At 55.4% G+C, this 21,122-nt stretch carries 18 protein-coding genes; 10 read left to right on the top strand and 8 right to left on the bottom strand.

Annotated elements, in window-relative coordinates; translation table 11 throughout:
• Positions 1-20 precede the first annotated feature (20 nt).
• Positions 21-1,727, top strand: a complete 1,707-nt coding sequence (gene cysI, locus ACF8D4_RS15090; protein WP_392465770.1) for an assimilatory sulfite reductase (NADPH) hemoprotein subunit — start codon at positions 21-23, stop codon at positions 1,725-1,727.
• On the top strand, positions 1,720-2,481 hold the full coding sequence (locus tag ACF8D4_RS15095) for a phosphoadenylyl-sulfate reductase (protein ID WP_044733777.1): 762 nt from the start codon (positions 1,720-1,722) through the stop codon (positions 2,479-2,481). Before cysI ends, ACF8D4_RS15095 begins: the two co-directional genes overlap by 8 nt.
• A 505-nt stretch (positions 2,482-2,986) precedes the next feature.
• On the opposite strand, the gene ACF8D4_RS15100 is transcribed toward ACF8D4_RS15095, so the two are convergent.
• Together ACF8D4_RS15100 and ACF8D4_RS15105 are read right to left on the bottom strand one after the other, a co-directional pair.
• A complete protein-coding gene (locus ACF8D4_RS15100) occupies positions 2,987-4,477 on the bottom strand; it encodes a S41 family peptidase (RefSeq protein WP_392465774.1) in 1,491 nt (496 codons plus the stop codon).
• Between the two features lie 71 nt (positions 4,478-4,548).
• On the bottom strand, positions 4,549-5,460 hold the full coding sequence (locus ACF8D4_RS15105) for a phospholipase A (protein WP_392465776.1): 912 nt from the start codon (positions 5,458-5,460) through the stop codon (positions 4,549-4,551).
• Positions 5,461-5,844: 384 nt separating this feature from the next.
• On the opposite strand from ACF8D4_RS15105, the gene cobA reads away from it, so the two are divergent.
• The 5 genes from cobA to cysC are packed head-to-tail and all read left to right on the top strand — an operon-like array spanning position 5,845 to position 11,394.
• Complete coding sequence (gene cobA / locus ACF8D4_RS15110; RefSeq protein WP_208183086.1) at positions 5,845-6,666, top strand: uroporphyrinogen-III C-methyltransferase; 822 nt, start codon at positions 5,845-5,847, stop codon at positions 6,664-6,666.
• An 18-nt stretch (positions 6,667-6,684) separates the two neighbouring features.
• Complete coding sequence (cysD, locus tag ACF8D4_RS15115) at positions 6,685-7,593, top strand: sulfate adenylyltransferase subunit CysD (RefSeq protein WP_025009976.1); 909 nt, start codon at positions 6,685-6,687, stop codon at positions 7,591-7,593.
• On the top strand, positions 7,593-9,008 hold the full coding sequence (gene cysN, locus ACF8D4_RS15120) for a sulfate adenylyltransferase subunit CysN (protein ID WP_208139951.1): 1,416 nt from the start codon (positions 7,593-7,595) through the stop codon (positions 9,006-9,008). The genes cysD and cysN overlap by 1 nt, the downstream gene beginning before the upstream one ends.
• A 1-nt stretch (position 9,009) precedes the next feature.
• Complete coding sequence (locus tag ACF8D4_RS15125; RefSeq protein ID WP_392465780.1) at positions 9,010-10,746, top strand: SLC13 family permease; 1,737 nt, start codon at positions 9,010-9,012, stop codon at positions 10,744-10,746.
• A gap of 9 nt (positions 10,747-10,755) precedes the next feature.
• Positions 10,756-11,394: an adenylyl-sulfate kinase gene (gene cysC / locus ACF8D4_RS15130; protein ID WP_025009979.1), complete on the top strand. Its 639-nt coding sequence runs from the start codon at positions 10,756-10,758 to the stop codon at positions 11,392-11,394.
• Positions 11,395-11,408: 14 nt separating this feature from the next.
• Here cysC and ACF8D4_RS15135 read toward each other — a convergent pair whose 3' ends face one another.
• Both ACF8D4_RS15135 and ACF8D4_RS15140 read right to left on the bottom strand, forming a co-directional pair.
• The gene (locus tag ACF8D4_RS15135) at positions 11,409-12,239 is read right to left on the bottom strand and encodes a TIGR03899 family protein (protein WP_025886905.1); all 831 of its coding nucleotides are present in this window, start codon (positions 12,237-12,239) and stop codon (positions 11,409-11,411) included.
• A 65-nt stretch (positions 12,240-12,304) separates the two neighbouring features.
• Positions 12,305-13,534, bottom strand: a complete 1,230-nt coding sequence (locus ACF8D4_RS15140) for an MFS transporter (protein ID WP_392465784.1) — start codon at positions 13,532-13,534, stop codon at positions 12,305-12,307.
• A gap of 282 nt (positions 13,535-13,816) precedes the next feature.
• Here ACF8D4_RS15140 and hemG point away from each other — a divergent pair, with 282 nt between their 5' ends.
• Positions 13,817-14,359: a menaquinone-dependent protoporphyrinogen IX dehydrogenase gene (gene hemG / locus ACF8D4_RS15145; protein WP_025009982.1), complete on the top strand. Its 543-nt coding sequence runs from the start codon at positions 13,817-13,819 to the stop codon at positions 14,357-14,359.
• A gap of 12 nt (positions 14,360-14,371) precedes the next feature.
• Positions 14,372-14,896, top strand: coding sequence for a cytochrome b/b6 domain-containing protein (locus tag ACF8D4_RS15150; protein ID WP_392465785.1), 525 nt, complete (start codon positions 14,372-14,374; stop codon positions 14,894-14,896).
• A 63-nt stretch (positions 14,897-14,959) separates the two neighbouring features.
• Here the strand turns inward: ACF8D4_RS15150 and ACF8D4_RS15155 are convergent, their stop codons facing one another.
• Positions 14,960-16,576, bottom strand: coding sequence for an AMP-binding protein (locus ACF8D4_RS15155; RefSeq protein WP_107006101.1), 1,617 nt, complete (start codon positions 16,574-16,576; stop codon positions 14,960-14,962).
• Between the two features lie 235 nt (positions 16,577-16,811).
• Here ACF8D4_RS15155 and ACF8D4_RS15160 point away from each other — a divergent pair, with 235 nt between their 5' ends.
• The gene (locus ACF8D4_RS15160; RefSeq protein WP_044733786.1) at positions 16,812-17,381 is read left to right on the top strand and encodes an NADPH-dependent FMN reductase; all 570 of its coding nucleotides are present in this window, start codon (positions 16,812-16,814) and stop codon (positions 17,379-17,381) included.
• A gap of 49 nt (positions 17,382-17,430) precedes the next feature.
• Here ACF8D4_RS15160 and ccoG read toward each other — a convergent pair whose 3' ends face one another.
• From ccoG to ACF8D4_RS15175, 3 genes are all read right to left on the bottom strand, one after another.
• Positions 17,431-18,837, bottom strand: a complete 1,407-nt coding sequence (gene ccoG, locus ACF8D4_RS15165) for a cytochrome c oxidase accessory protein CcoG (protein ID WP_392465788.1) — start codon at positions 18,835-18,837, stop codon at positions 17,431-17,433.
• A gap of 184 nt (positions 18,838-19,021) precedes the next feature.
• Positions 19,022-20,476, bottom strand: a complete 1,455-nt coding sequence (locus tag ACF8D4_RS15170) for a sigma-54-dependent Fis family transcriptional regulator (RefSeq protein WP_051472743.1) — start codon at positions 20,474-20,476, stop codon at positions 19,022-19,024.
• 51 nt (positions 20,477-20,527) lie between these two features.
• Positions 20,528-21,070, bottom strand: a complete 543-nt coding sequence (locus ACF8D4_RS15175; protein WP_037436755.1) for a thioredoxin family protein — start codon at positions 21,068-21,070, stop codon at positions 20,528-20,530.
• Positions 21,071-21,122 lie beyond the last annotated feature (52 nt).

Here is a 21,122-nt window from a genome sequence, read left to right on the forward strand (position 1 = left end):
AGGAATAAAGAGATAAGGCCATGAGTGAGCAGAAATTATCCGCCAACGAGCATATCAAGACCGACAGTGACTATCTGCGCGGCACTATACGCGAGGGCCTGGGCACGGAAGTGACAGGCGCCTTCAGCGACGACGATCAGCAGCTGATCAAGTTTCACGGTTTCTATCAGCAGGACGACAGGGATCTGCGCAACGAGCGTAAGGAGCAAAAGCTCGAGCCGCTGTACAGCTTTATGCTGCGTGCCCGGGTGCCGGGTGGTGTCTGTACTCCAGAGCAGTGGCTGGGCGTGGACAAGATAGCCTCGGAGCTGACCAGCTCCAACAGCATACGTTTGACGACCCGGCAGACATTTCAGTATCACGGCATCCCCAAGCGCAACCTGAAAACCATTATTCAGGGGCTGGACAGGGAAGCGCTGGACTCGATTGCCGCCTGTGGTGATGTGAACCGCAACGTCATGTGTAACCCCAACCCGGTAGAGTCCAAGCTGCATCAGCAGGCTTATTTCTGGGCCAAGAAACTGTCGGATCATCTGTTGCCGCACACCCGTGCCTATGCCGAAATTTGGCTCGACGAGGAGAAGCTGCTCAGCACAGAGGACGAGCAACCGGCCGCGGTTGAGCCTGTGTACGGCAAGACCTACCTGCCGCGTAAGTTCAAGATGGCGGTAGCTGTGCCACCGGACAACGACGTGGATGTTTACACCAATGACCTGGGTTTTATTGCCGTGGCGCAAGAGGGTGAGCTGGTGGGCTTCAATCTGGTGGCCGGTGGCGGTATGGGTTCGACCCATGGCGAAGTGGACACCTTCCCGCGGCTGGCCGATGACTTTGGTTTTATCAAGGCCGAGGACACCATTAAGTTTGCCGAGGCCGTGATGACGGTGCAGCGCGATTGGGGTAACCGCAGCAATCGTAAACGCTCCCGTCTCAAATACACCATAGTGGATCACGGCTTTGAGGCCTTTAAGGCCGAGGTTGAGAAGCGCGCCGGGGTTAAGTTCGCCCCCAAGCGTGAGGTGGTCATAGGGGATCGCGGCGACAGATACGGTTGGGTTAAAGGCATAGACAACCACTGGCATCTGACCCTGTTTATCGAAGGTGGCCGGGTGAAGGATACCCAGGGTAAATTGTTGCAGACCGGGCTTCGGGAAATCGCCAAGATACATAAGGGCGATTTTCGGATGACTTCCAACCAGAACATCATCATCGCCAAAGTGGCGGATGAGGATAAGGCTGAAATCGAAGCACTGGCACGTAAGCATGGCCTGATGGGGCAGGTGATCACCGCAACCCGTGGCCATTCTATCGCTTGTGTGGCGCTGCCGACCTGCGCCCTGGCCATGGCCGAAGCCGAGCGTTATTTCCCCGAGTTTATCGACCATGTGGATGCGCTGCAGGCCAAGCACGCCATAAGCGAACAGGCGATAGTAGTGCGCATGACGGGCTGCCCCAACGGCTGTGCCCGCCCCTTTGCCGCCGAAATCGGTTTTGTGGGCAAGGCCCCTGGGCGCTACAACATGTATCTGGGCGCCAGCTTCGAAGGTACCCGATTGAATAAGATGTACCGTGAAAATATTCAGGAAGCCGAGATCCTCAGCGAGCTCGATGCCCTGTTTGGTCGCTACGCCGCCGAGCGCGAAACCGGCGAGAGCTTCGGTGATTTCACGGTGCGCGCCGGAATAGTAAAACCTGTATTGGACGCAGCGAGGGACTTTCATGGCTGATACCACAAGTTTATTGCACAGCGCCGAGGCGCTGCTGGCCTTGCTGGATGCGCCGGCCGCTGAGCAGCAAAGCGCCCTGGCTGCCATCAATGGCTATCTTGGCGGATTGAGTGCCGAGGCGCGGATCCAATGGGCCCTGGCCTATCTGCCAGGGAGCCATGCCTTGTCGTCCAGCTTTGGCATTCAGGCGGCAGTGATGCTGCATCTGGTGAACTCGGTGCAGCAAGACACGCAAGTGATCTTGACCGACACCGGCTACCTGTTTCCCGAGACCTACCGCTTTATCGATCAACTGACAGAGCGGCTCGGACTCAATCTCAAGGTCTATCGGGCCGAGACGAGCGCCGCCTGGCAGGAGGCCAGATTCGGTAAGCTTTGGCAGCAGGGACTTGAGGGGCTGGAGCAATACAACCGCATCAACAAGGTGGAACCGATGCAGCGGGCACTGGCTGAGCTGGAAGTTGGCACCTGGTTTGCCGGTTTGCGCCGTTCCCAGGCATCGACCCGGGAAGGGTTGCCGATTTTGGCCATCCACGGCAAGCGCTACAAGATGCTGCCGATTATCGAGTGGAGCAACAAACAGGTACATGAGTATCTCAAGCGCTATGACTTGCCCTATCACCCCCTCTGGGAACAGGGTTATGTCTCTGTGGGCGATACCCATTCAAGCAAGCCCCTGGAACTGGGGATGACGGAAGAAGAGACACGTTTCAACGGGCTAAAACGCGAATGTGGATTGCACTACGAGATCTGATTTGTGGCCGCTGTCATCAGCGGCTTTTTCTGCCTGTGGACAAGTTGGAAGGATTGTCATCTTGTGGTCATCTTGGGGCGTTAGTCTTGGCAATTCTGATTGTTAGTGCCTTTGGATAATCGGAACTCATACTTTAGTACATATTTGTTCACAGGGTTATGCACAGGATGTTTTTCTGGTTTATAATCCAAAGTTCCCGCTGGGGAAAGTGTGATATGCCATTCTGTATCGGGTGTTTTTATGAAACATCGGCTTAGCGGCAGGCAGTGAAGTCGGCAATACACATCAAGACGGCTCGCCCTTATGGCATCGGTTGCCCAGGTTTTTCAGCAGTCGGTCGCGAGTGACCCCGAGCTTTGATTGGCTTGCTGGCGCAGCTTCAAAGCACTCTCCGTGTCCCGGATAGCCCGATCACCCTTTCATGGGGCTATCCGGGAATTGTTTCTTCCTTGCTTCAATCCTCTTTGACTCAATCTCCCGCAGGCTTTTATCCCTGCTGGGCTTGTTACTGCTGATCTTTTTCTGATTGATGGTCCTCTACTTGAGTGCTCTCTGCTTGAGTGTCTTTTGCCTGAGTGTTCTCGGATTGCCCTTCTGCAGAATGCTGCAGGCTTTGCTCCGGAGAGATGAGAGACAGCAATCCCTGCCATTGCAAGGGTTCATCTGTTGGCAGTTGCAGATCCGGCTCTGTGCCGATGCCGGAAAGCAACTGGCCATAGCCGTCATAGCCAAGCGAGGCGCTGATACTCAGTTGCAGGCCACTGGCTGGCAGGGTGAAATGATGCAAACGCCCCAGATCGCCACGGGTCGGCTCGCCGACCAACAGCGCCCTGCGCCAACGTTTGGCTGCATAGGCAATCCATTCACACTCCTGGCGGCAATCCGGGCCAATAAGCAGTACCAGGCGTCCCGAGTCAGGCACAGGCGCAGCAGCCAGCTTGGGGATAGGGCGGGCATACCAGTTACTCAGGCTGGGCAGGGGCTGGTTGTCCAGCGCGGCCCGCACCGGCGGAAACGGCGCGAATTGAGTGAGCGGCTCAAAGTGCAGTGGCCGCAGAAAGTCGCGCCGTAGCTGCGGTGAGCGGCGGTAGCGGCCATAGCCCAGAGGTTGGCTGCTGAGCCCATTGTGATAGTTGCCGAGAAATTGCAGCAGGCTGTTGCTGAAGCCTCGGGCGTGGCGCAGATCCAGCACCAGGGTGTGATTGCTCATCGCGCGCAGCAGATCTTGTTGCAGCTGAGGATCTGTCTCTATCGCGTTGAGATCCGTCAGACTAAACAGGGCTGTGTCAGGCGCCAATTGTTGCCAGCTGGCCAGAATGGACAAAGGGGCACTGCGAAACTGCAGCGGTACTTTCATCTCTATGTTTTGCGGCTGGAGATCGGCGCCATAGAGAGTCAGCAGCACCTCTTCTTTGACCCTGAGTCCCATCTCCCGCCTTAGCAGATCCAGCTGTTGCAGCCAGGGCATCTGCATCTGCACGCTATTTTGCTGCTCCGGTGGCAGGAAGCGATTGGCAATCTTCTGCCAATGGCTGATGGGTAGGCCGTCGATATGGCTGATAAAAGGCGTGTCACTTTGAAGGGGCTCGTCTCTGTCATTGAGGGCCAGCCACTTGTCTTCCATGGGCCTGAGCCTGAGGGGCAAGACGCCGGAAGGCAGCGCCGCTTGGCTGAGTCGAATACCCGGGTCTTTCAACTCTCCCAACAGCTTGTTGACTTCGGCAGTAAAACGGTTGATGGCAATGCTGTCTCGGTATTCCTGTTTCAGCCGTTGCAGCCGTTTCTCGAGCCGGGATTCAATGTCCGGATCCAGCACCATAAAGGCCGAGTGCTGCTGCAATTGTTTGAGTAACACTGTCAGATCGGCCTTCATCTGCCTTTGGCTAAGCTGCTCTTTTTTCGGTGGCTCCGGTAGCAGGAATCGTCCCAACTGCAGACTGGAAATCAGCAGCAGGAGAATAAAACAGCTAACCACTTCACGGAATCCCGGCTTCATATCACTCCCTGATATCAACCTCTGAACCAAGAGATGGCGCAGAGGCAGTCATCGAGTTTGTTCTTGGCGGCTCAAAGAATATCGTTGATGGCAACCCCTATGCCTATACGCTGGTTATGGGCGTTATAGTCGATAAGGCTTTCGCCGTATCCATTGAAGTATTGTGCATACAGACGCAGGTTACCCAAGATGGGGTAACTCCAGGTAAATTCCACTGCGCCGCGGTTGGGGCTTTGCAGATTGTTACGCAACATCAGGCTGAATCTGTGGTCGTCTATGCCGTAGACACCTGTCAGCTCGAAGTGGCCGAGATAATCACTGATATCCGGGTTGTCGTCGCCACGGGGATCGCCGTCATATTCTTTTTCACTTTCCGGGATCCGCCACCACACCTTGGCCGCCAGCGCTATAGGGCCCTTGTCGAACACCATGGTGCCGTAAATGCGGTTCCAACTGCGGGACAGATCGCCTGACTTGCCATTGGATTGATGCACGGCGCCAAAGCCCCAGAAGGAGTTGGTGAAGCCGGCTATTTTCCAGTCGTTGTTGAACAGCATAAAGAGTTCGGGTTCGTGGTTGGTTTCCCGAAACGGCGAGGAGATATCCTTGTTGTATACCTGCCACCAGGATTGGTTGGTATAGGCGAAAAACAGGTGACCATTGTCGCCAAACACGTTGTACATCAGCGGGAATTTAAAGCTTATCTGAAACTTGGCTTCATATTCGTCCAGGGTATAACCCTCTTCAGCCGCTTCCGCCGCAAAGGGGGTCATATTGGGTGACGGGTTATAGGTGACCGGCAGTATATAGTTGACCTTGTGTGGAGTGATCACAAAGGGCCGCTCTGAGGTTTCCAATTCCTCTTTTACCCTCTGATCGACCAGCGAAGGCTTGCTGTCTTCGGCGGCATAGAGTTGGCTGGTCGGCAGTATTGCCAGGGCCAAGGTCAGGCCGCTGAGGCTGGAACGGATTTTGGTATACATATTCTTCCCTGTTGTCTCTGAGGCTTGATGGAGTGCCCGGCTGTTGCTTCGGCTTGAGAGTGTAACATCCCGGCTTTACTGTGCACATTCCCATCCCAAGCCGTTGTCACCGAGATAAAACTATAATTTTTTGCCATAAGTTAGTGCCAAAAGCGGCAGTAGACAATAGGAAATTTCAACAATCCACTTCCGCTTTGATTTTGTAATCTATTGAAAATAAAAAGTAATGTTTTTTATTAACAGATTTCTCAGTCTCCGGGCGCTTTCTTGTTACCGCGATTCTTGTCTATATATCTAAAAGTAATAACAACTAATGATTCTCTATTTATAGTGGAATATAACTAGCCGCTATATTGCTTACATCAGCAAGATGGGGAATAGCGCATGGAATTACTGACACTGCCCGGCAAGCGGGCCAAGGGCAAAGTTTATCTGCTGGGAGCCGGTCCCGGCGATCCTGAGCTATTGACCGTCAAGGCTTGGCACCTGCTGCAGCGCGCCGATGTGGTGCTGTTCGATGCCTTGGTCAGTCCCGAGATCCTGGCGCTGATCCCCGAAGGTGCCGAGCGCATCGCCGTGGGCAAACGGGCCGGTGAGCACAGTGCTTCTCAGAGTGAAATCAACCGTTTGTTGCTGACCAAGGCTTTTACCCGCCAAACCGTGGTCAGGCTCAAAGGGGGCGATCCCTTTATCTTCGGTCGCGGCGGCGAGGAGTTGCAGACTCTGGCACAGGCCGGCGTCGCCTTCGAAGTGGTGCCTGGCATCACGGCCGCCAGCGGTACCGCCGCCTATGCGGGTATTCCCTTGACCCACAGGGATTTTGCCCAAGGGGTCAGCTTTATTACCGGTCATTGCCAGCTGCAAAACCGCCCCATGGATTGGCAAGGCTATGCCAACCCGGCCAACACCCTGGTGGTGTACATGGGGATCCTCAATGCCGGGCTCATTCAGCAACAACTGATTGCCCATGGTCGCAGCCCGCAGACGCCGGTGGCCATAGTATCCAAGGCTACGACCAGACAGCAGCAGCGTGTTATCGGCACTCTGGAGCAGTTGCAAACCCTGGCTCAGGACCCGCGGGTAGTGATGCCGGCGCTGATGATCATAGGCGAAGTCGTCACTCTGGCAGACAGCCTCAGCTGGTTTGAACCCGAGGCGGCAAATAATGACCTGCAACTACAACATGATGCTGCTACAGCACTTTGAATCAATTGGAGAAATAAGATGTCAGGGCCAGTGTTGAGTCACCTTGAACAGTTGGAAGCCGAGAGCATCCAGATCTTTCGCGAAGTTGCCGCCGAATTCGACAACCCGGTGATGTTGTACTCCATCGGCAAGGATTCTTCCGTGCTGTTGCATCTGGCGCGCAAGGCCTTCTATCCGGGCAAGATCCCATTCCCCTTGCTGCATGTGGATACCGACTGGAAGTTTCGCGAGATGATACGTTTTCGTGATCAGGCGGCCAAGAAGTACGGCTTCGAGCTTTTGGTGCACAAGAACCCGCAAGGCCTGGCGATGGGCATGAATCCCTTTACCTTCGGCTCGGCCAAGCACACAGACGTGATGAAGACCGAAGGCCTGAAACAGGCCCTGGATAAATACGGTTTCGATGCCGCCTTTGGCGGTGCCCGCCGCGACGAGGAGAAGTCCCGCGCCAAAGAGCGTGTCTATTCCTTTCGCGATCGCCATCACCGCTGGGATCCCAAGAACCAGCGCCCCGAGCTGTGGCATACCTATAACGGTCAGGTCAACAAGGGGGAGAGCATCAGGGTCTTCCCGCTTTCCAACTGGACCGAATTGGATATCTGGCAATACATCTATCAGGAAAACATCGACATAGTGCCGCTCTATTTTGCCGAGCAGCGCCCGGTGGTGGAGCGCGATGGCAGCCTGATCATGGTCGATGACGAGCGGATGCCGCTCAATGAAGGCGAAGTGCCCGAGTATCGCCGGGTGCGTTTTCGCACTCTGGGGTGTTATCCCCTGACCGGCGCCATAGAGTCCAGTGCCGCGACACTGGCAGAGATTATCGAAGAGATGTTGCTGTCCCGCTCCAGTGAGCGTCAGGGACGGGTCATCGACAGGGATTCGTCCGGGTCGATGGAAAAGAAAAAGCGTGAGGGGTATTTCTAATGTCGGTTGCACAACAAGTCAATGAGCTGGGTATAGAGCAATATCTTGAAAATCAGCAGCATAAATCGCTTTTGAAGTTTCTGACCTGTGGTTCCGTGGATGACGGCAAGTCAACCCTGATAGGCCGTTTGCTGCACGACAGCGCCCAGATCTATGAAGATCAACTGGCGGCACTGCACAAGGATTCCAAGAGCCATGGCACCACGGGCGAAGCCGTGGATCTGGCTTTGCTGGTGGATGGCCTGCAGGCCGAGCGCGAGCAGGGGATCACCATAGATGTGGCCTATCGTTATTTCTCTACCGAGAAGCGCAAGTTCATCATTGCCGACACTCCCGGGCATGAGCAGTACACCCGCAATATGGCGACCGGCGCTTCCAACTGCGATCTGGCGATTATTCTGATCGACGGTCGCTACGGGGTGCAGACCCAGACCCGCAGGCACAGCTTTATCTGCTCTCTCTTGGGGATCAAGCAGTTCATCGTGGCCGTCAACAAGATGGATCTGCTGGATTTCAGTGAGGAGCGTTTCGAGGCGATCAAGGCCGACTATCTGGCGTTTGCCGGCCAGTTACAGCTGGACGATATCCGCTTTGTACCGCTGTCGGCACTCGATGGCGACAACCTGGTGAACCGCTCGGCGCGCACCCCTTGGTATCAGGGCGAAACCCTGCTTGCCATGCTGGAGAGTGCGCCTGTGACCGGCTTTAACCACGCCTTTGATGCCCGCTTCCCGGTGCAGTATGTCAGCCGTCCCAACCTGGATTTCCGCGGTTTTGCCGGTACTTTGGCTTCCGGCAGTCTGCAAGTTGGTCAGAGGGTCAAGGTGCTGCCTTCGGGGAAAGAGTCGACTATCGCCTCGATTGTCACCTTCGATGGTGAGCTCAAGCAGGGCTATGCCGGCCAGGCACTGACCCTGACCCTGAGTGATGAGATTGATATCAGCCGCGGCGATGTGATAGTGCCGGCGGCGAGCCCTGTGGGCGTTTCCAACCGGCTGCTGGCCAAGGTGGTGTGGATGCACGAGCAGCCGCTGACACCCGGCAAGCAGTACAACATCAAGCTGGGAACCAAAAAGGTGCCCGCCAGTGTCAGCCGCATACTGCACAGCATAGATGTGAATACCCTGGCACAGGACAGTGTTGCCGAGCTGAGCCTCAACACCATAGCCCTGGTTGAGCTGGAGCTGAGTGAGGCCGTGGTGTTCGATGCCTATAGTGACAATCGCGATACCGGCGGTTTTATCTTTATCGATCGCATCAGCAATGTCACTGTCGGTGCCGGTATGGTGCAGCAGGCGCTTGAGGAAACTGAAAAAACGACCCATTTCAGTGAGTTTGAATTGGAACTCAATGCCTTGATCCGCAAGCATTTCCCCCATTGGCAGGCGCTGGATATCCGCGCTCGGGGAGACTGAATTGTCTGAAACCTGGATCCTGGGGTTAATACTGCTCGCGCTGGTGGCCGGACTCGTCAGTGGTCTGGCATCACCGGCCATGCTGTTTACCATAGCGGCGCTGCTCAGTTACCTCTTGGGTATGCTGGAGCTTGAGTCGCTGCTGGGCAGTTTTACCAACGCCAGTCTGGTGACTCTGGTGCTCCTGGTGCTGGCAACCACGGCACTGGAGAAGACGCCCTTGCTCGGCAGGCTCAGCCAGGTCATAGGCTCAGGCTCCTTGGGGCTGACCATGGCCAAGCTGGGGTTTTCCACTGCGTTGCTGTCATCTTTCACCAACAATACCGCCGTGGTGGCCTCGCTGATTGGCGTGGTGCGTCGCAATCAGCAGCACGCACCGGCCAAGTTATTGCTGCCCTTATCCTACGCGGCGATTTTGGGCGGCACCCTGACCCTGATTGGCACCTCGACCAACCTGATAGTGAACTCCTTTGTTGAAAACGCCGGGCTGAAACCCCTGGGCTTTTTTGAGTTTTCCTTGATTGGCCTGGCCGTGGTGGTGGCCGGTATCGCGCTTTTGGTCTTGCTGTCACACTTGTTGCCCGATGGCGATGAGCAACATGGTGATGAAAGTCTGCCCTATCTGTTGGAAGCCAAAGTGCTGCCCGGCTCGACCCTGGTGGGCCGCAGCGTGCAGGACAACAGACTCAGAGCCCTGAAAAAGCTCTATCTGGCTGAGCTCGAGCGCAGCGGCATTCGCATCTGCCCTGTGCCGCCGCAACTCGTGCTGGCCGCGGGGGATGTGCTGCGCTTCAGCGGCGCGGTGGAGTCGGTGGAGTTGCTGCATCAATTCGATGGTTTGGAGTGGTTCGGCAAGCAGCAGGCCAGGGGCCAGAATCTGGTGGAAGCCGTGCTGGCGCCGTCTTCGGCTTTGGTGGGATCGTCGCTCAAGGCCTCACGATTTCGGGAGCAGTTTGATGCCGCCGTAATGGCGATTCGCCGCGGCCATCATCCACTCAAGGGCGGCTTGGGCGACATAGTGCTGCAGGCCGGAGATGTGTTGCTGTTGACCCCGGGCGATGGCTTTGGCCGTAATCCGCGTCTCAGTACCGACTTTGCCGCCGTCAGCGGCCTGGACTTGAGTGTCAGGCTGGACAGTCGCCGCAGTCAGTGGGTGCTGGTGGGTTTTGTACTCACCATAGCTGCCAGTCTGCTGGGCTGGCTGCCGCTGGCCAAGGGGCTGGTGCTCTTGCTGCTCAGTTATCTGGCGATAGGTGCGGTGACCCTGGGCGAGCTCAAACGGCGGTTCCCGCTGGAGCTGGTGTTGATTGTCGGCAGCGCCCTGAGTCTGGCCAATCTGATGTTGGATACCGGCTTGGCCAAAGGGATGGCCGATACTCTGCTCGGCGCCTTTTCCGGCTTTGGGGTCTTTGGCGCCTTTGTCGGGGTTTATTTGTTGACCTTGCTGTTGACCGAACTCATAACCAATAACGCGGCGGCGGCCTTGGCTTTTCCCGTGGCCTATACGATTGCGACCAGCTTCGGGGTCGACAGTCGGCCCTTTATTCTGGCAGTGGTGTTTGGTGCCAGTGCCAGCTTTATTTCGCCCTATGGCTACCAAACCAATCTGATGGTGTTCAACGCCGGTAACTACCGCTTTATTGATTTTGTGCGCTTGGGGCTGCCGCTGTCGCTGCTTTACTCGGCGATAGTTCTGTTTCTGGTGCCCATGCTGTTCCCCTTTGATGCGGGTCTTTAAGGAGTGACGATGAAGAATTCTACCCAGCCCAATGCCGATATCGTTTGGCATCAGCATGCTGTCGATCAGGCGGCCAGGGCAGCCCAGAAGGGCCAACAACCTGTGCTGCTCTGGTTCACCGGGCTGTCCGGCGCCGGCAAGTCGACCCTGGCAGGCGCCCTGGAGCGGGCACTGTTCGAGGCGGGGTTTCACACCTATCTGCTCGATGGTGACAATGTGCGTCATGGTCTTTGCAAAGATCTCGGCTTCAGCGCCGCCGATAGGGATGAAAACCTGCGAAGAGTGGGCGAAGTGGCGCACCTGATGGTGGATGCCGGTTTGCTGGTACTGTCGGCCTTTATCTCGCCGACCCGGGCCGAGCGCGATGCCATTCGCTGCCGGTTTGCCGCGGGACGTTTTATCGAAGTGCATGTTTCCACGCCGCTGGCTGTGTGTGAGGCCCGCGATCCCAAGGGCTTGTATCAGAAGGCGCGTAAGGGGGAGATCCGTGATTTTACCGGGATTTCGGCGCCCTACGAAGAGCCGCTGGCTGCCGAGTTGACCATAGATACCAGCAAGGGCGATCTCAATACCCAGGTGCAGGCATTGCTGGATTACCTCTCTGCCTTGGAAGTGATCCCGTCGACGCGATTACAGGCCAGCGCCTGAGGCTTAGCAGATGCCTAGCTAATGCTGAAGTCTTTGGTAAACAAGGCCTTCAGCGCATTGATATAGGCTTCGTCTTCCCTTGGACGCACCAAGAGTGCCAGTTCATCGCCCACTGGGGTAAAGCGGTAGTAGCTGAACAGCAGGTGGCCTGATTTGGGGGTCAGCTTCAGGTGTTGCTGTTGGATCTGCAGTTGCAGCGGGCTCTTGCTGTCCAATATGCCGGTTTCGAACTCGCCCCTGTGCAGTATGCCGCCATCCACCAGGGTGAGTATGCTTGAGTAGGGCATGCCGAATTGCGACAACCCCAGGTTGACCGCGCTGTGTTTACGAAAATACTGGCCTATGCCGCCGCTGACTCTGTAACCACTGATAAGCTTGAGTCGGCTCTCATTGTTGACCTTGACCGCCATTCCCAGCGCTTTTTCCAGTATGTGTGCCTCTCTCAAGGTCAACTGTTTCAGGGTTGCCAGGGTACGCAGGCTGAAATTGCCTGGATTGATGATTTCACTTGAGAGTATCCGAGCCCATAGATCTTGCATCTTGCGATTGTGGATCTGCTCGGCCATTTGGAAGAATTGATGTACCCAGTCGGGATCCAGCTCCACCCCGGTCACATCGGACGGGGTATAGCTTAGTGCCATGGCGTAGATGTTTTCCAGGTTGCGTTGGTACTGGGCTTGTTGTTTGTCGATGCGAAAGGCCGCCCGTTCGGCGACGCTGGCATTGGCGGGTTTATAGTCCTGCTCAGAGGCGAGTCCCAGCAGGCGCCCGAGGCGCAGTGCCTTCTTGCGGGCCGATGCCTGACCGGGTTCTTCTATTTCTCTGGGGAGTTTTTCCTCTGCCATCTTGATTATCTTCTCGCGAAAACTGTGCTTCTTTATGCATAATTTTCAGTTAGTTGTCCAGTAATTCAGCCGGCTTCCTGCTGCTGGGTTTCTGCAACGAGGGCCTTGTGCCAACTGAGTTCGCGTCCGGGGGCCGGGTCCTTGGGCACCAGGCGTGCCAGCAACAGCGAACAGGCGGCGAGTCCGGCACCGATATAAAACACTGCCGCAGGTGAACTGAGCCAGAGCACTCCGAGCAATACCGGGATCACCACGGCCGCGATATGATTGATGGTAAAGCTGACCGACATGGTGGCGGCAATGTCTTTGGGATCGGCAATTTTTTGGAAATAGGTCTTGATGGCAATCGCCATGGCAAACAGCAGGTGATCTATCACATAGAGCGCCGCTGCCATGTGGCCGTCCTCCACCAGGGCATAACTGATAAACAGCAGCACCAGGCCGATATATTCCAGGGTCAGGGCGTGCCTTTCTCCTATGCAGCCGATAAAGCGGCCTATGGCCGGGGCAAACAGCAGGTTGACTACATAGTTGATCAGAAACAGAGCCGTGATCTCGCTGACGCTGTAACCGAACTTCTCCACCATCATAAAGCCGGCGAACACCATAAATATTTGCCGTCTGGCTCCCGAGAAAAAGGTCAGCAGGTAATAGAGCCAGTAGCGTTTTCTGAGGATGATTTTCTTGTGCTGGACTTCGCCGGTATCGAACCTGGGGAAATAGCAGTAGAGAGTGATCACCATCAACAGCCCCAAGGCGCCTATGAGGCTGTACATCCAGACATAGTCCAGTTTGAATACTGTCATCACCAACCAGATGCTGCCGTAGCCGCCCAAGGCGGCCGCTGCGCGCCATGACATGGCCTTTCCCATAAAACCGGCTGTCTGGGACTTGTCGACCCACTGCAGGGTCAGGGATTGATTGATGGTTTCAAAGTAGTGAAAACCGACCGACATTAAAATGGTCGTCAGATAGAGCCCCAATACCTGAGGAAAGAAACCGGTTATGCCTACTCCGATACACAGCAGCGCCAGCGACAACAGGGCGAAGGCCTGTTCCTTGATCAACAGCAGCACAAAAATGGCGCTAAAAGCCAGAAACCCGGGAACCTCCCTGAGGCTTTGCAGCATGCCTATTTCGGCGCCGGTAAATTGTGCTCTTTCAATAACAAAGTTGTTCAGCAGGGCCTGCCAGACGGCAAATACCAAGGACATGACAAAGGTCATCCACAGTAGCAAGGCCTGGGGATTGCGGGTTGGTTGCTGCATCTTGTTTCGAATATGGCTGGGGAGCATCAGCTTATGCTAATGCCTGAACCTGGCGATAACCAGAAAACTTTGTTGAAAAATATTGTCCGCCTGTAAAGCCACTGTAGCGCCAGAGTTCCACTGCCATAGAGGCTTCTTGAGGGGCGGTTACTCAAAGGGTCCCACAGCGGTTATTTTTTGTGAACTACCCGGTATTTCCGCGGCTTGGACAGCGTTTCGCCCTTTGGCCGTGATCTGTTTCATGTAAATAAGCTAATGGATCACCTAAGATGACACCAGTACTAAGAGATTGAACTACTAGGGGTTAAGGTGAGCAAGACTCTTCTGCTGTATTCCAGCGTGCATGGTCAGACCCGCAAGATCTGTGACGTTATGGCAAAGCAACTTGGCGCTCTGGGGCAGCAAGTGACCATGGCGGCGATTGATGATGCGCCGGATCTGGCCGATTTTGATCGGGTTGCCATTGGAGCCAGTATTCGTCACGGCAAACACAATCCCGCGGTGTTCGACTATATCCGCCAACATCAGCAGCAGTTGGAAAGCAAGGCCAATGGTTTCTTTTCCGTGAGTCTGGTGGCGCGCAAGCCGGAAAAAAATACCCCTGAAACCAACCCTTACATGCAGGCGTTTCTTGCCAAGACTGAATGGAAGCCCAAGCAACTGGCTGTGTTCGGCGGTAATCTGGACTACCAGGGCTACGGGGCCATGGACAGAAATATCATACGTTTCATCATGTGGATCACCAAGGGGCCGACCGATCCCAATACCTGCATCGAATACACAGATTGGGGCAAGGTGCAGGAATTTGCCGAGCAATTGGCGGCGCAAACTCTGATCTCCAGGGCGGGTTAAAGCGAGGCTGAAATGGCTCTGTTGCAACGTCTTTGGCGCTTTTATAGTGCCCATCAACACTTGTTGTTAATCCTCTTGTGCCTGTTTCTGGTGCTGGGCAGTGGCAGTCTGATGATGATCCGCAGCATCAGGGCCGGCGCCGGCTTCTGGGATCTGAGCCATGTTTATCTCGGGCTCCTGTGCGTACCTTTGTCGCTGACATTTCTTGTGAGCAACTGCACCTCGGGCCGCTGGCGCCAGTATTTCAGCCTGTTTATCGGTGATTGGCGTCAGATAGGCGCCGATATCGGTGGCTTGTTTAAAGGCAAGTTACCGGTCGCCGGAGGCAAGGGGCTGTTCAGCCTGATAGAAGGGCTGGGGATGTTGCTGCTGCTCGGTGTGGCCCTGACCGGCCTGCTCTGGTATTTGACCCAATGCTCCAGTGATGCGCTGTTCTGGCGAGGCTGGCACAAACATCTGGCCCACGGTTTTATTGGCTTTTTGATAGTGCACGCCATCTGTGCACTCAGTCATCTGCTTGACTTCTTTCGTCAGTAGGGCGCTGAAAGTAAAAAGCTTTGACAATAAAAATGCCGCAGTTAAGCGGCATTTTTATCAGACTTATTTGCGCAGTTCACGCCTGAGTATCTTGCCGACCGTGCTCTTGGGAAGTTGGGCGACAAACTCTATCACCTTGGGCACCTTGTAGGCCGCGAGCTCCGCTCGGCAGTGTGCCTCTATGGCTGCTTGAGCCTTGGCGGCATCGACCTCAGGTTTGAGCACTATTACCGCCTTGACGGCTTCACCGCTGCGCTCATCTTCAACACCGATAACCGCGCATTCAAGTACCAACTCACAGCGGGCCAGCACGTTTTCGACTTCGTTGGGGTAAACATTGAAGCCGGAAACGATAATTAGATCTTTCTTGCGATCCACTATGCTGTGATAGCCATCTTCACTCTCAATGGCGATATCTCCTGTCTTGAAGAAGCCATCCTCTGTCATCACAGCCGCAGTCTCATCGGGCTTTTGCCAGTAACCACTCATCACCTGAGGGCCGCGCACCGCCAGTTCACCGGCTTGACCCGGTGGCAGGGGCTGGTCATTGCCATCGAGGATCTGCACTTGAGTCTCGATAACCGGTTTGCCTATGCTGCCCAGACGTTCCAGTCCTGGCGCGTTGAGGGAGATAACCGGCGAGGTTTCACTCAGGCCATAGCCTTCAGATATGGTGCAGCCTGTGGTTTGTTGCCAGAGTTTGGCTGCCGCTTCGGTGAGGGCGGTACCGCCGGAAATAGTGATCTTCAGATGGGAAAAGTCCAGTTCACGGAAGGCTTGCTGGTGGCACAGACCGACAAAAAGGGTGTTAAGCCCGGCAAATCCGGTAAAGGGATATTTGGCCAAGGTCTTGATCAGCGAGGCTATGTCCCTCGGGTTGGGAATAAGTACCGTCAGAGCGCCGCGCTCGAAGTAAAGCACCAGATTCACCAAAAAGGCGTAAATATGGTAGATGGGCAGCGGGGCGACGAAGATCTCTTCCCCCTGTACCAGGTTGGCGCCGATACGGGATTCACATTGCAGGGCGTTGGCAATCAGGTTTCTGTGGCTGAGCATGGCCCCCTTGGAAAGGCCTGTGGTACCGCCCGTGTATTGCAGCGCCACCAAATCGTCCAGAGTCAGCTCTACTTCGCTGAATTCCAGCTGACGTCCCAGCTCAAGGACCTTGGTGAATTCGATATTTTTCAGGCCGGTTCTGGGCTGAATTTGCGGCTCGATAAGATCCAGCGGGTGGGTGGAAATCACGGTTTCAATCGGGGTGCTGGCAACGACTTTGGCCAGAATGGGCAAGAGATCCGACAGCACTACCAGCGCCTTGGCGCCGGAATCCTTGAACTGATGGATCAATTCCCGCTCGGTATACAGGGGGTTGGTATTCACCAGCACCAGGCCTGCGCGAATCGCGCCATAGGCGGCAATAACGAACTGGCTGATATTGGGTAGCTGGATGGCGATGCGATCGCCGACTTGCAACTGGGTGTTGTGTTGCAGGAAAGCGGCAAAGGCGCGTGAGTCCCTCTCCAGTTCCCGGAAGCTGATGGCCTTGCCGAGGCAGGCAAAGGCGCTCTTGTCGCCGTAACGCTCACAACTACTGACTATCATATCTGCAAGAGAGTCATAGCGGGAAAAATCCAACTGAGTCTGGCTATCGTATACCTGATTCTGTATCACTCTTGTCATCACCTTTTCCTTTGGGATTTGTTATTGTTATTTGGTTTTGAACGCTTAATTAGCCCTGATATTAACTCTGGCCCCTGTCTCCCCCGAGACTTTCTGCGCTGTGCTGAATGCTGCGCCAAAAAGTTTTGCAACGATCTGGATTCAGGTTAGAGGCAAAGCGCAGCCAAGGCAATGGTGGCGAATGAAAAATCCTGTTCAATAAATAGGTTAATCGACTGTAATTAAGGATAAAAACATGCAGCAACTGCGGATAAAGATTATTTCCGGTAGCCTGAGAAAAGGCTCGTTCAACACCCGTCTGGCCCATTATGCCGCCGCCGTGGCCGCCGAGCTGGGGCTGGAGTCTGAGGTGCTGACACTGAATGCGTTTCCCATGCCCCTGCTCAATCAGGATGATGAGGCAGAATTTGGCGCCCCCGAAGCTGCCGTGGCACTCAAGGGAAAGCTGTTGCAGAGCGATTGTCTGGTGCTGGTGTGCCCCGAGTACAATGGCTCCATAACTGCGGCCTTGAAAAATGCCATCGACTGGCTGTCCCGCCCGGCAACTCAGCCCGCGGGCAATGTATTTGCCGGTAAATGGGTGGCCCTGATGGCGGCAAGCCCGGGAGCACTCGGAGGGCTCAGAGGCTTGACCCCGGTCCGCGAGCTGATGTTCAACCTGGGGGCGTTGGTATTGCCCGAGCAGTTGGCGCTTGCCAAGGCTCACGAAGCCTTTACCGAAGATGGTTCTCTGCTGGGAGATTACCAGCAGAGCAAGGTGAAAAGCATACTGCAGGGGCTGATTGCCCAGCAGAGTAAAGGATAAAAAAGCGGGCGGCGAAGCAGGGTGAAACACTTCGCCGCCCTGAGGCAACTCAAGGGGCAAAAAATACCGACTTCTGGCTGACGCTATTATCTGGTGCATCGGCCTCGGTCACTTTAAACAGCAGATTGCTGCGGTTGTTGTCGATTTGCGCCACAGGCACAGTCAGGGTCAGCGGCAATTCATACTGCTCGCCGGCGGCGATGTGAACGCTATTGGTCGACAACTTATAGGGCAGGGCGCCGCTGATCTCTATCTGGTAGTGCTTATCCTGCTGGGTCTTATTGCGTATTTTCAGCAGATAGCTGTTTTCTATGCCGTCATCCAGGGTTTCCCGGTATAGGCTCTGGCGGTCGCGGATCACATTGAGCGTGATGGGATCCCGCGAGTAGATATCCAGCCCCATGGTGCAGAGTATGACCAGCAAGGCGGCGCCATAGCCAATAAAGCGTTTGCGCTGCCATAGTGGCGGAGTTTGCCCGGTCAGTGACTCTTCACTGGTATAGGAGATGAGCCCGGGGCGATAACCAAACTTGCTCATGGTCTGATCGCAGGCATCGACGCAGGCGCCACAGTTGATGCACTCATATTGCAGGCCGTTACGAATATCTATCCCGGTGGGACACACCTCGACGCAGAGATTACAGTCGACACAGTCGCCAAGCTCTGTGGCTTGCTTGCGCTTTCTTGGGCCACGGCTTTCACCTCGCTGGGCATCATAGGTCACTGTCTTGGTGAAGGAATCGAACATAGCTGATTGGAATCTGGCGTAGGGGCAGCAGTGCAGGCACATCTGCTCACGCATCCAACCGGCATTGAGATAGGTACACAGGGCAAAAAAGTACACCCAGGCGCTATCCCAAAAGCCGGCGGAGAAGGTAAAAATCTCCGGATACAGCTGCTTGGCCGGTACAAAGTAGGCGATAAAGCCACAGCCGGTGATCATAGACATTAAAATCCACAGCAGATGTTTGCCGCCGCGCTTGCCGGCCTTACTGACCGTCATGGGCGAGGCATCCAGCTTGATCCTCTGGTTACGGCTGCCTTCCAGCTTCTCTTCTACCCAGGCAAAGCCCAACGTCCAGGCGGTTTGCGGGCAGAGATAACCACACCAGACCCGGCCCCAAAACAGGGTCACAAAAAACAGTGCAAAGGCGGCGGCGATAAAGAACCAGGCCAACAGGGTAAAATCCTGGGGCCAGAGGCTGCTGCCAAAAAAGTAAAACTGTTGATTGGCCAGATCGAACCAGATGGCCTGTCGTCCCTGCCAGTCGATAAAGGGCAGTAACAGAAACAGGGCTATCAACAAGGCGTTGAGGCCGCTGCGCCAACGCTGAAAATAACCGCGTTGGCTACGAAAGTGGATTTTGCCGCCTTTGTGGCTGCTTTTCTTGTCTTGAGGGGAGGGGATAAAAGTGACCGGAATCGCTTCCGATGACTGTCTTGCCTGTTGAACCATGCTACTTCCTGAATGACGACTGACACACGGCTAGGCAATGGCAAGAGGCGTGCCAGTTAAAATTTATGTTTAACTTATTGATTCATATCTAATATTATTTCATTGGGATAAAGAAAAGATCACGACATAGCGTGAGTTGGCGATATATCGTGACTTTTGTGGTTTTTGGTTTTCAGCCTCGGCTTCAACTGCCTTGGCGGCGGATCCCCAGCTTTTGCATCCGGGACCTCAAGGTGCTGGGGGGCAGCCCAAGACTGCTCGCCGCACCCCTTGGGCCGGATATTCGCCATTGGCAGGCGTCCAGTGTCGCCTTGATATGGGCCGCTTCCACTTCGGCCAGGGTCTGACCCACGGCCGGCAGCGGCGTATCGCTGGGCAAGGGAGCGAGATGCAGTATCGGCTCACGGGCAAGGATGGCTTCCCGTTCCAGCAGGTTTTGCAATTCACGCACATTCCCCGGCCATTGATACTGCATCATCCGCCGCAGACTATCGCCATCAACACCCGCCAGTGGTTTACCCAGTTTTAATGACAGGCTCTTGAGCAGTTGTTGCACCAGCTCAGGGATATCTTCCCGCCGCTGTCTCAGTGCCGGGACCTTGAGCGGAAAGACATTGAGCCGGTAGAAGAGATCCATCCGGAACAGACCTTGCTCCACCCGCTGCTGCAGATCGTGATGAGTGGCGGCGATCAGCCGAATGTCCACCTTGATACTGTCACTGCCGCCGACGCGTTCAAACTCCTGCTCCTGAATAACCCGCAGCAGCTTGGACTGGGCCTCGAGACTGAGCTCGGCCACTTCATCGAGGAACAGTGTGCCTCTATGGGCCAGTTCGAAGCGTCCCTTGCGCCGCTGGCTGGCGCCGGTAAAGGCACCTTTCTCATGGCCGAACAGCTCACTCTCCAAGAGTCCGGCAGAGAAGGCGGCGCAGTTGACCGAGATCATAGGTTTGTCTTTGCGGCTGCTGAGCCGGTGCAACTGGCGGGCGACCAGCTCCTTGCCTGTGCCGTTTTCCCCTTGGATCAATACGGTACTGTCGGTATTGGCCACCAGGCGCAGCTGTTTGAGCAGGGTTTGGATCATCGGGCTGTTACCGGCGATCTGCTGGCTGCCCGTCTTGTCTTCCAGCTCGGCCTGCAGCCAGGAGTTTTCCGAGGCCAGCTGTTCCGACAGCGCCTGCACCTGTTCCAGCGCCTGACGCAGCGACAACTCGGTTTGCTTTTGCAGACTAATGTCGCGAAATATCGCTACTACACCCTTGAGCTTACCGTCCTGCCACACAGGCGTGGAACTATAGTGTACGGGAAAGCAGCTGCCGTCCTTGCGCCAGAAGACCTCTGTGGTGATTTCTCTGGCTTTACCATCTTTAAGCGTCTGATAGATTGGGCAATCTTCGTGGGGGTAGACACTGCCATCGGCGTGGCTGTGGTGGTGAAAGTCGTGGATCTTGCGCCCCAATAGCTCGGCGGCGCTCCAGCCGGTCATCTTCTCGGCGGCCGGGTTGATAAAGACGGCATTACCTTTAAGATCAAAACCATAAATGCCTTCACTGACGGCATTGAGCAAGAGGCGGTTTTCGGGCAAAAAGCTGTTTGAGTCAGACAAGGGCGGCTCCTTCGGCACTGATGACTGCGCCAGTATAGAGCCGCTTACAGGGCTTGTCAGTACAGATGCACGATATATCGTGCCTTACTGGCTGGCTTGAACATGAGCCAGTACCTTGAGCAGATCGTTGACCGTCAGGACACTGGGCATCATGATCCCCTCGGGGACAGCCGGGCCATGGACGCGGTTGTAGGGGGTTCCCACAACGCCTTGGGATCTCAGGTAACTTTCCACAGCCGGATTGGGCGTGCTGAGGTCGCCGCGCATCAGCACTATATTGGGCTCGGCCAGCGCCCTGACTATCTGCTCCCTATGGAGCACATTGGCCTTGTTGGCCTGACACACAAGGCACCAATCGGCCGTTACATCGACAAAGACAGTCTTGCCTTCGGCCACCAAGGCCGGGATTGATTGACTGTCTAGGGGCCGCCAGCGCAGTTCCCGGTAAGCCTCGTAATCTTCACCGCGATACACAAAACTGACCACGGCAGCGACACAAAAAGCCATTCCCCCCAGTACCAGGATCACCGCCATGGGGATCTTGGCGCCGCGACGCTTTTTGATTAACAGCAGCACAATCACCGCTATCAGGCTGAGTAGAGCCAGTATGCTGAGAGTAAGTATCATCCGGGCCTCAATGGGGTTAGGGAGCTATATGGGCGCTCAGTATAGTCAGCAA

It is taken from the genome of Shewanella sp. YQ_9 (assembly GCF_043103185.1).
GTDB lineage: Bacteria > Pseudomonadota > Gammaproteobacteria > Enterobacterales > Shewanellaceae > Shewanella > Shewanella algae.

Excerpts from the sequence above, each read along its gene's own strand:
- cysI (WP_392465770.1), top strand. The coding sequence starts at position 21 with ATGAGTGAGCAGAAATTATCCGCCAACGAGCATATCAAGACCGACAGT.
- ACF8D4_RS15095 (WP_044733777.1), top strand. The coding sequence starts at position 1,720 with ATGGCTGATACCACAAGTTTATTGCACAGCGCCGAGGCGCTGCTGGCC.
- ACF8D4_RS15100 (WP_392465774.1), bottom strand. The coding sequence starts at position 4,477 with ATGAAGCCGGGATTCCGTGAAGTGGTTAGCTGTTTTATTCTCCTGCTG.
- ACF8D4_RS15105 (WP_392465776.1), bottom strand. The coding sequence starts at position 5,460 with ATGTATACCAAAATCCGTTCCAGCCTCAGCGGCCTGACCTTGGCCCTG.
- cobA (WP_208183086.1), top strand. The coding sequence starts at position 5,845 with ATGGAATTACTGACACTGCCCGGCAAGCGGGCCAAGGGCAAAGTTTAT.
- cysD (WP_025009976.1), top strand. The coding sequence starts at position 6,685 with ATGTCAGGGCCAGTGTTGAGTCACCTTGAACAGTTGGAAGCCGAGAGC.
- cysN (WP_208139951.1), top strand. The coding sequence starts at position 7,593 with ATGTCGGTTGCACAACAAGTCAATGAGCTGGGTATAGAGCAATATCTT.
- cysC (WP_025009979.1), top strand. The coding sequence starts at position 10,756 with ATGAAGAATTCTACCCAGCCCAATGCCGATATCGTTTGGCATCAGCAT.
- ACF8D4_RS15135 (WP_025886905.1), bottom strand. The coding sequence starts at position 12,239 with ATGGCAGAGGAAAAACTCCCCAGAGAAATAGAAGAACCCGGTCAGGCA.
- ACF8D4_RS15140 (WP_392465784.1), bottom strand. The coding sequence starts at position 13,534 with ATGCTCCCCAGCCATATTCGAAACAAGATGCAGCAACCAACCCGCAAT.
- ACF8D4_RS15150 (WP_392465785.1), top strand. The coding sequence starts at position 14,372 with ATGGCTCTGTTGCAACGTCTTTGGCGCTTTTATAGTGCCCATCAACAC.
- ACF8D4_RS15155 (WP_107006101.1), bottom strand. The coding sequence starts at position 16,576 with ATGACAAGAGTGATACAGAATCAGGTATACGATAGCCAGACTCAGTTG.
- ACF8D4_RS15160 (WP_044733786.1), top strand. The coding sequence starts at position 16,812 with ATGCAGCAACTGCGGATAAAGATTATTTCCGGTAGCCTGAGAAAAGGC.
- ccoG (WP_392465788.1), bottom strand. The coding sequence starts at position 18,837 with ATGGTTCAACAGGCAAGACAGTCATCGGAAGCGATTCCGGTCACTTTT.
- ACF8D4_RS15175 (WP_037436755.1), bottom strand. The coding sequence starts at position 21,070 with ATGATACTTACTCTCAGCATACTGGCTCTACTCAGCCTGATAGCGGTG.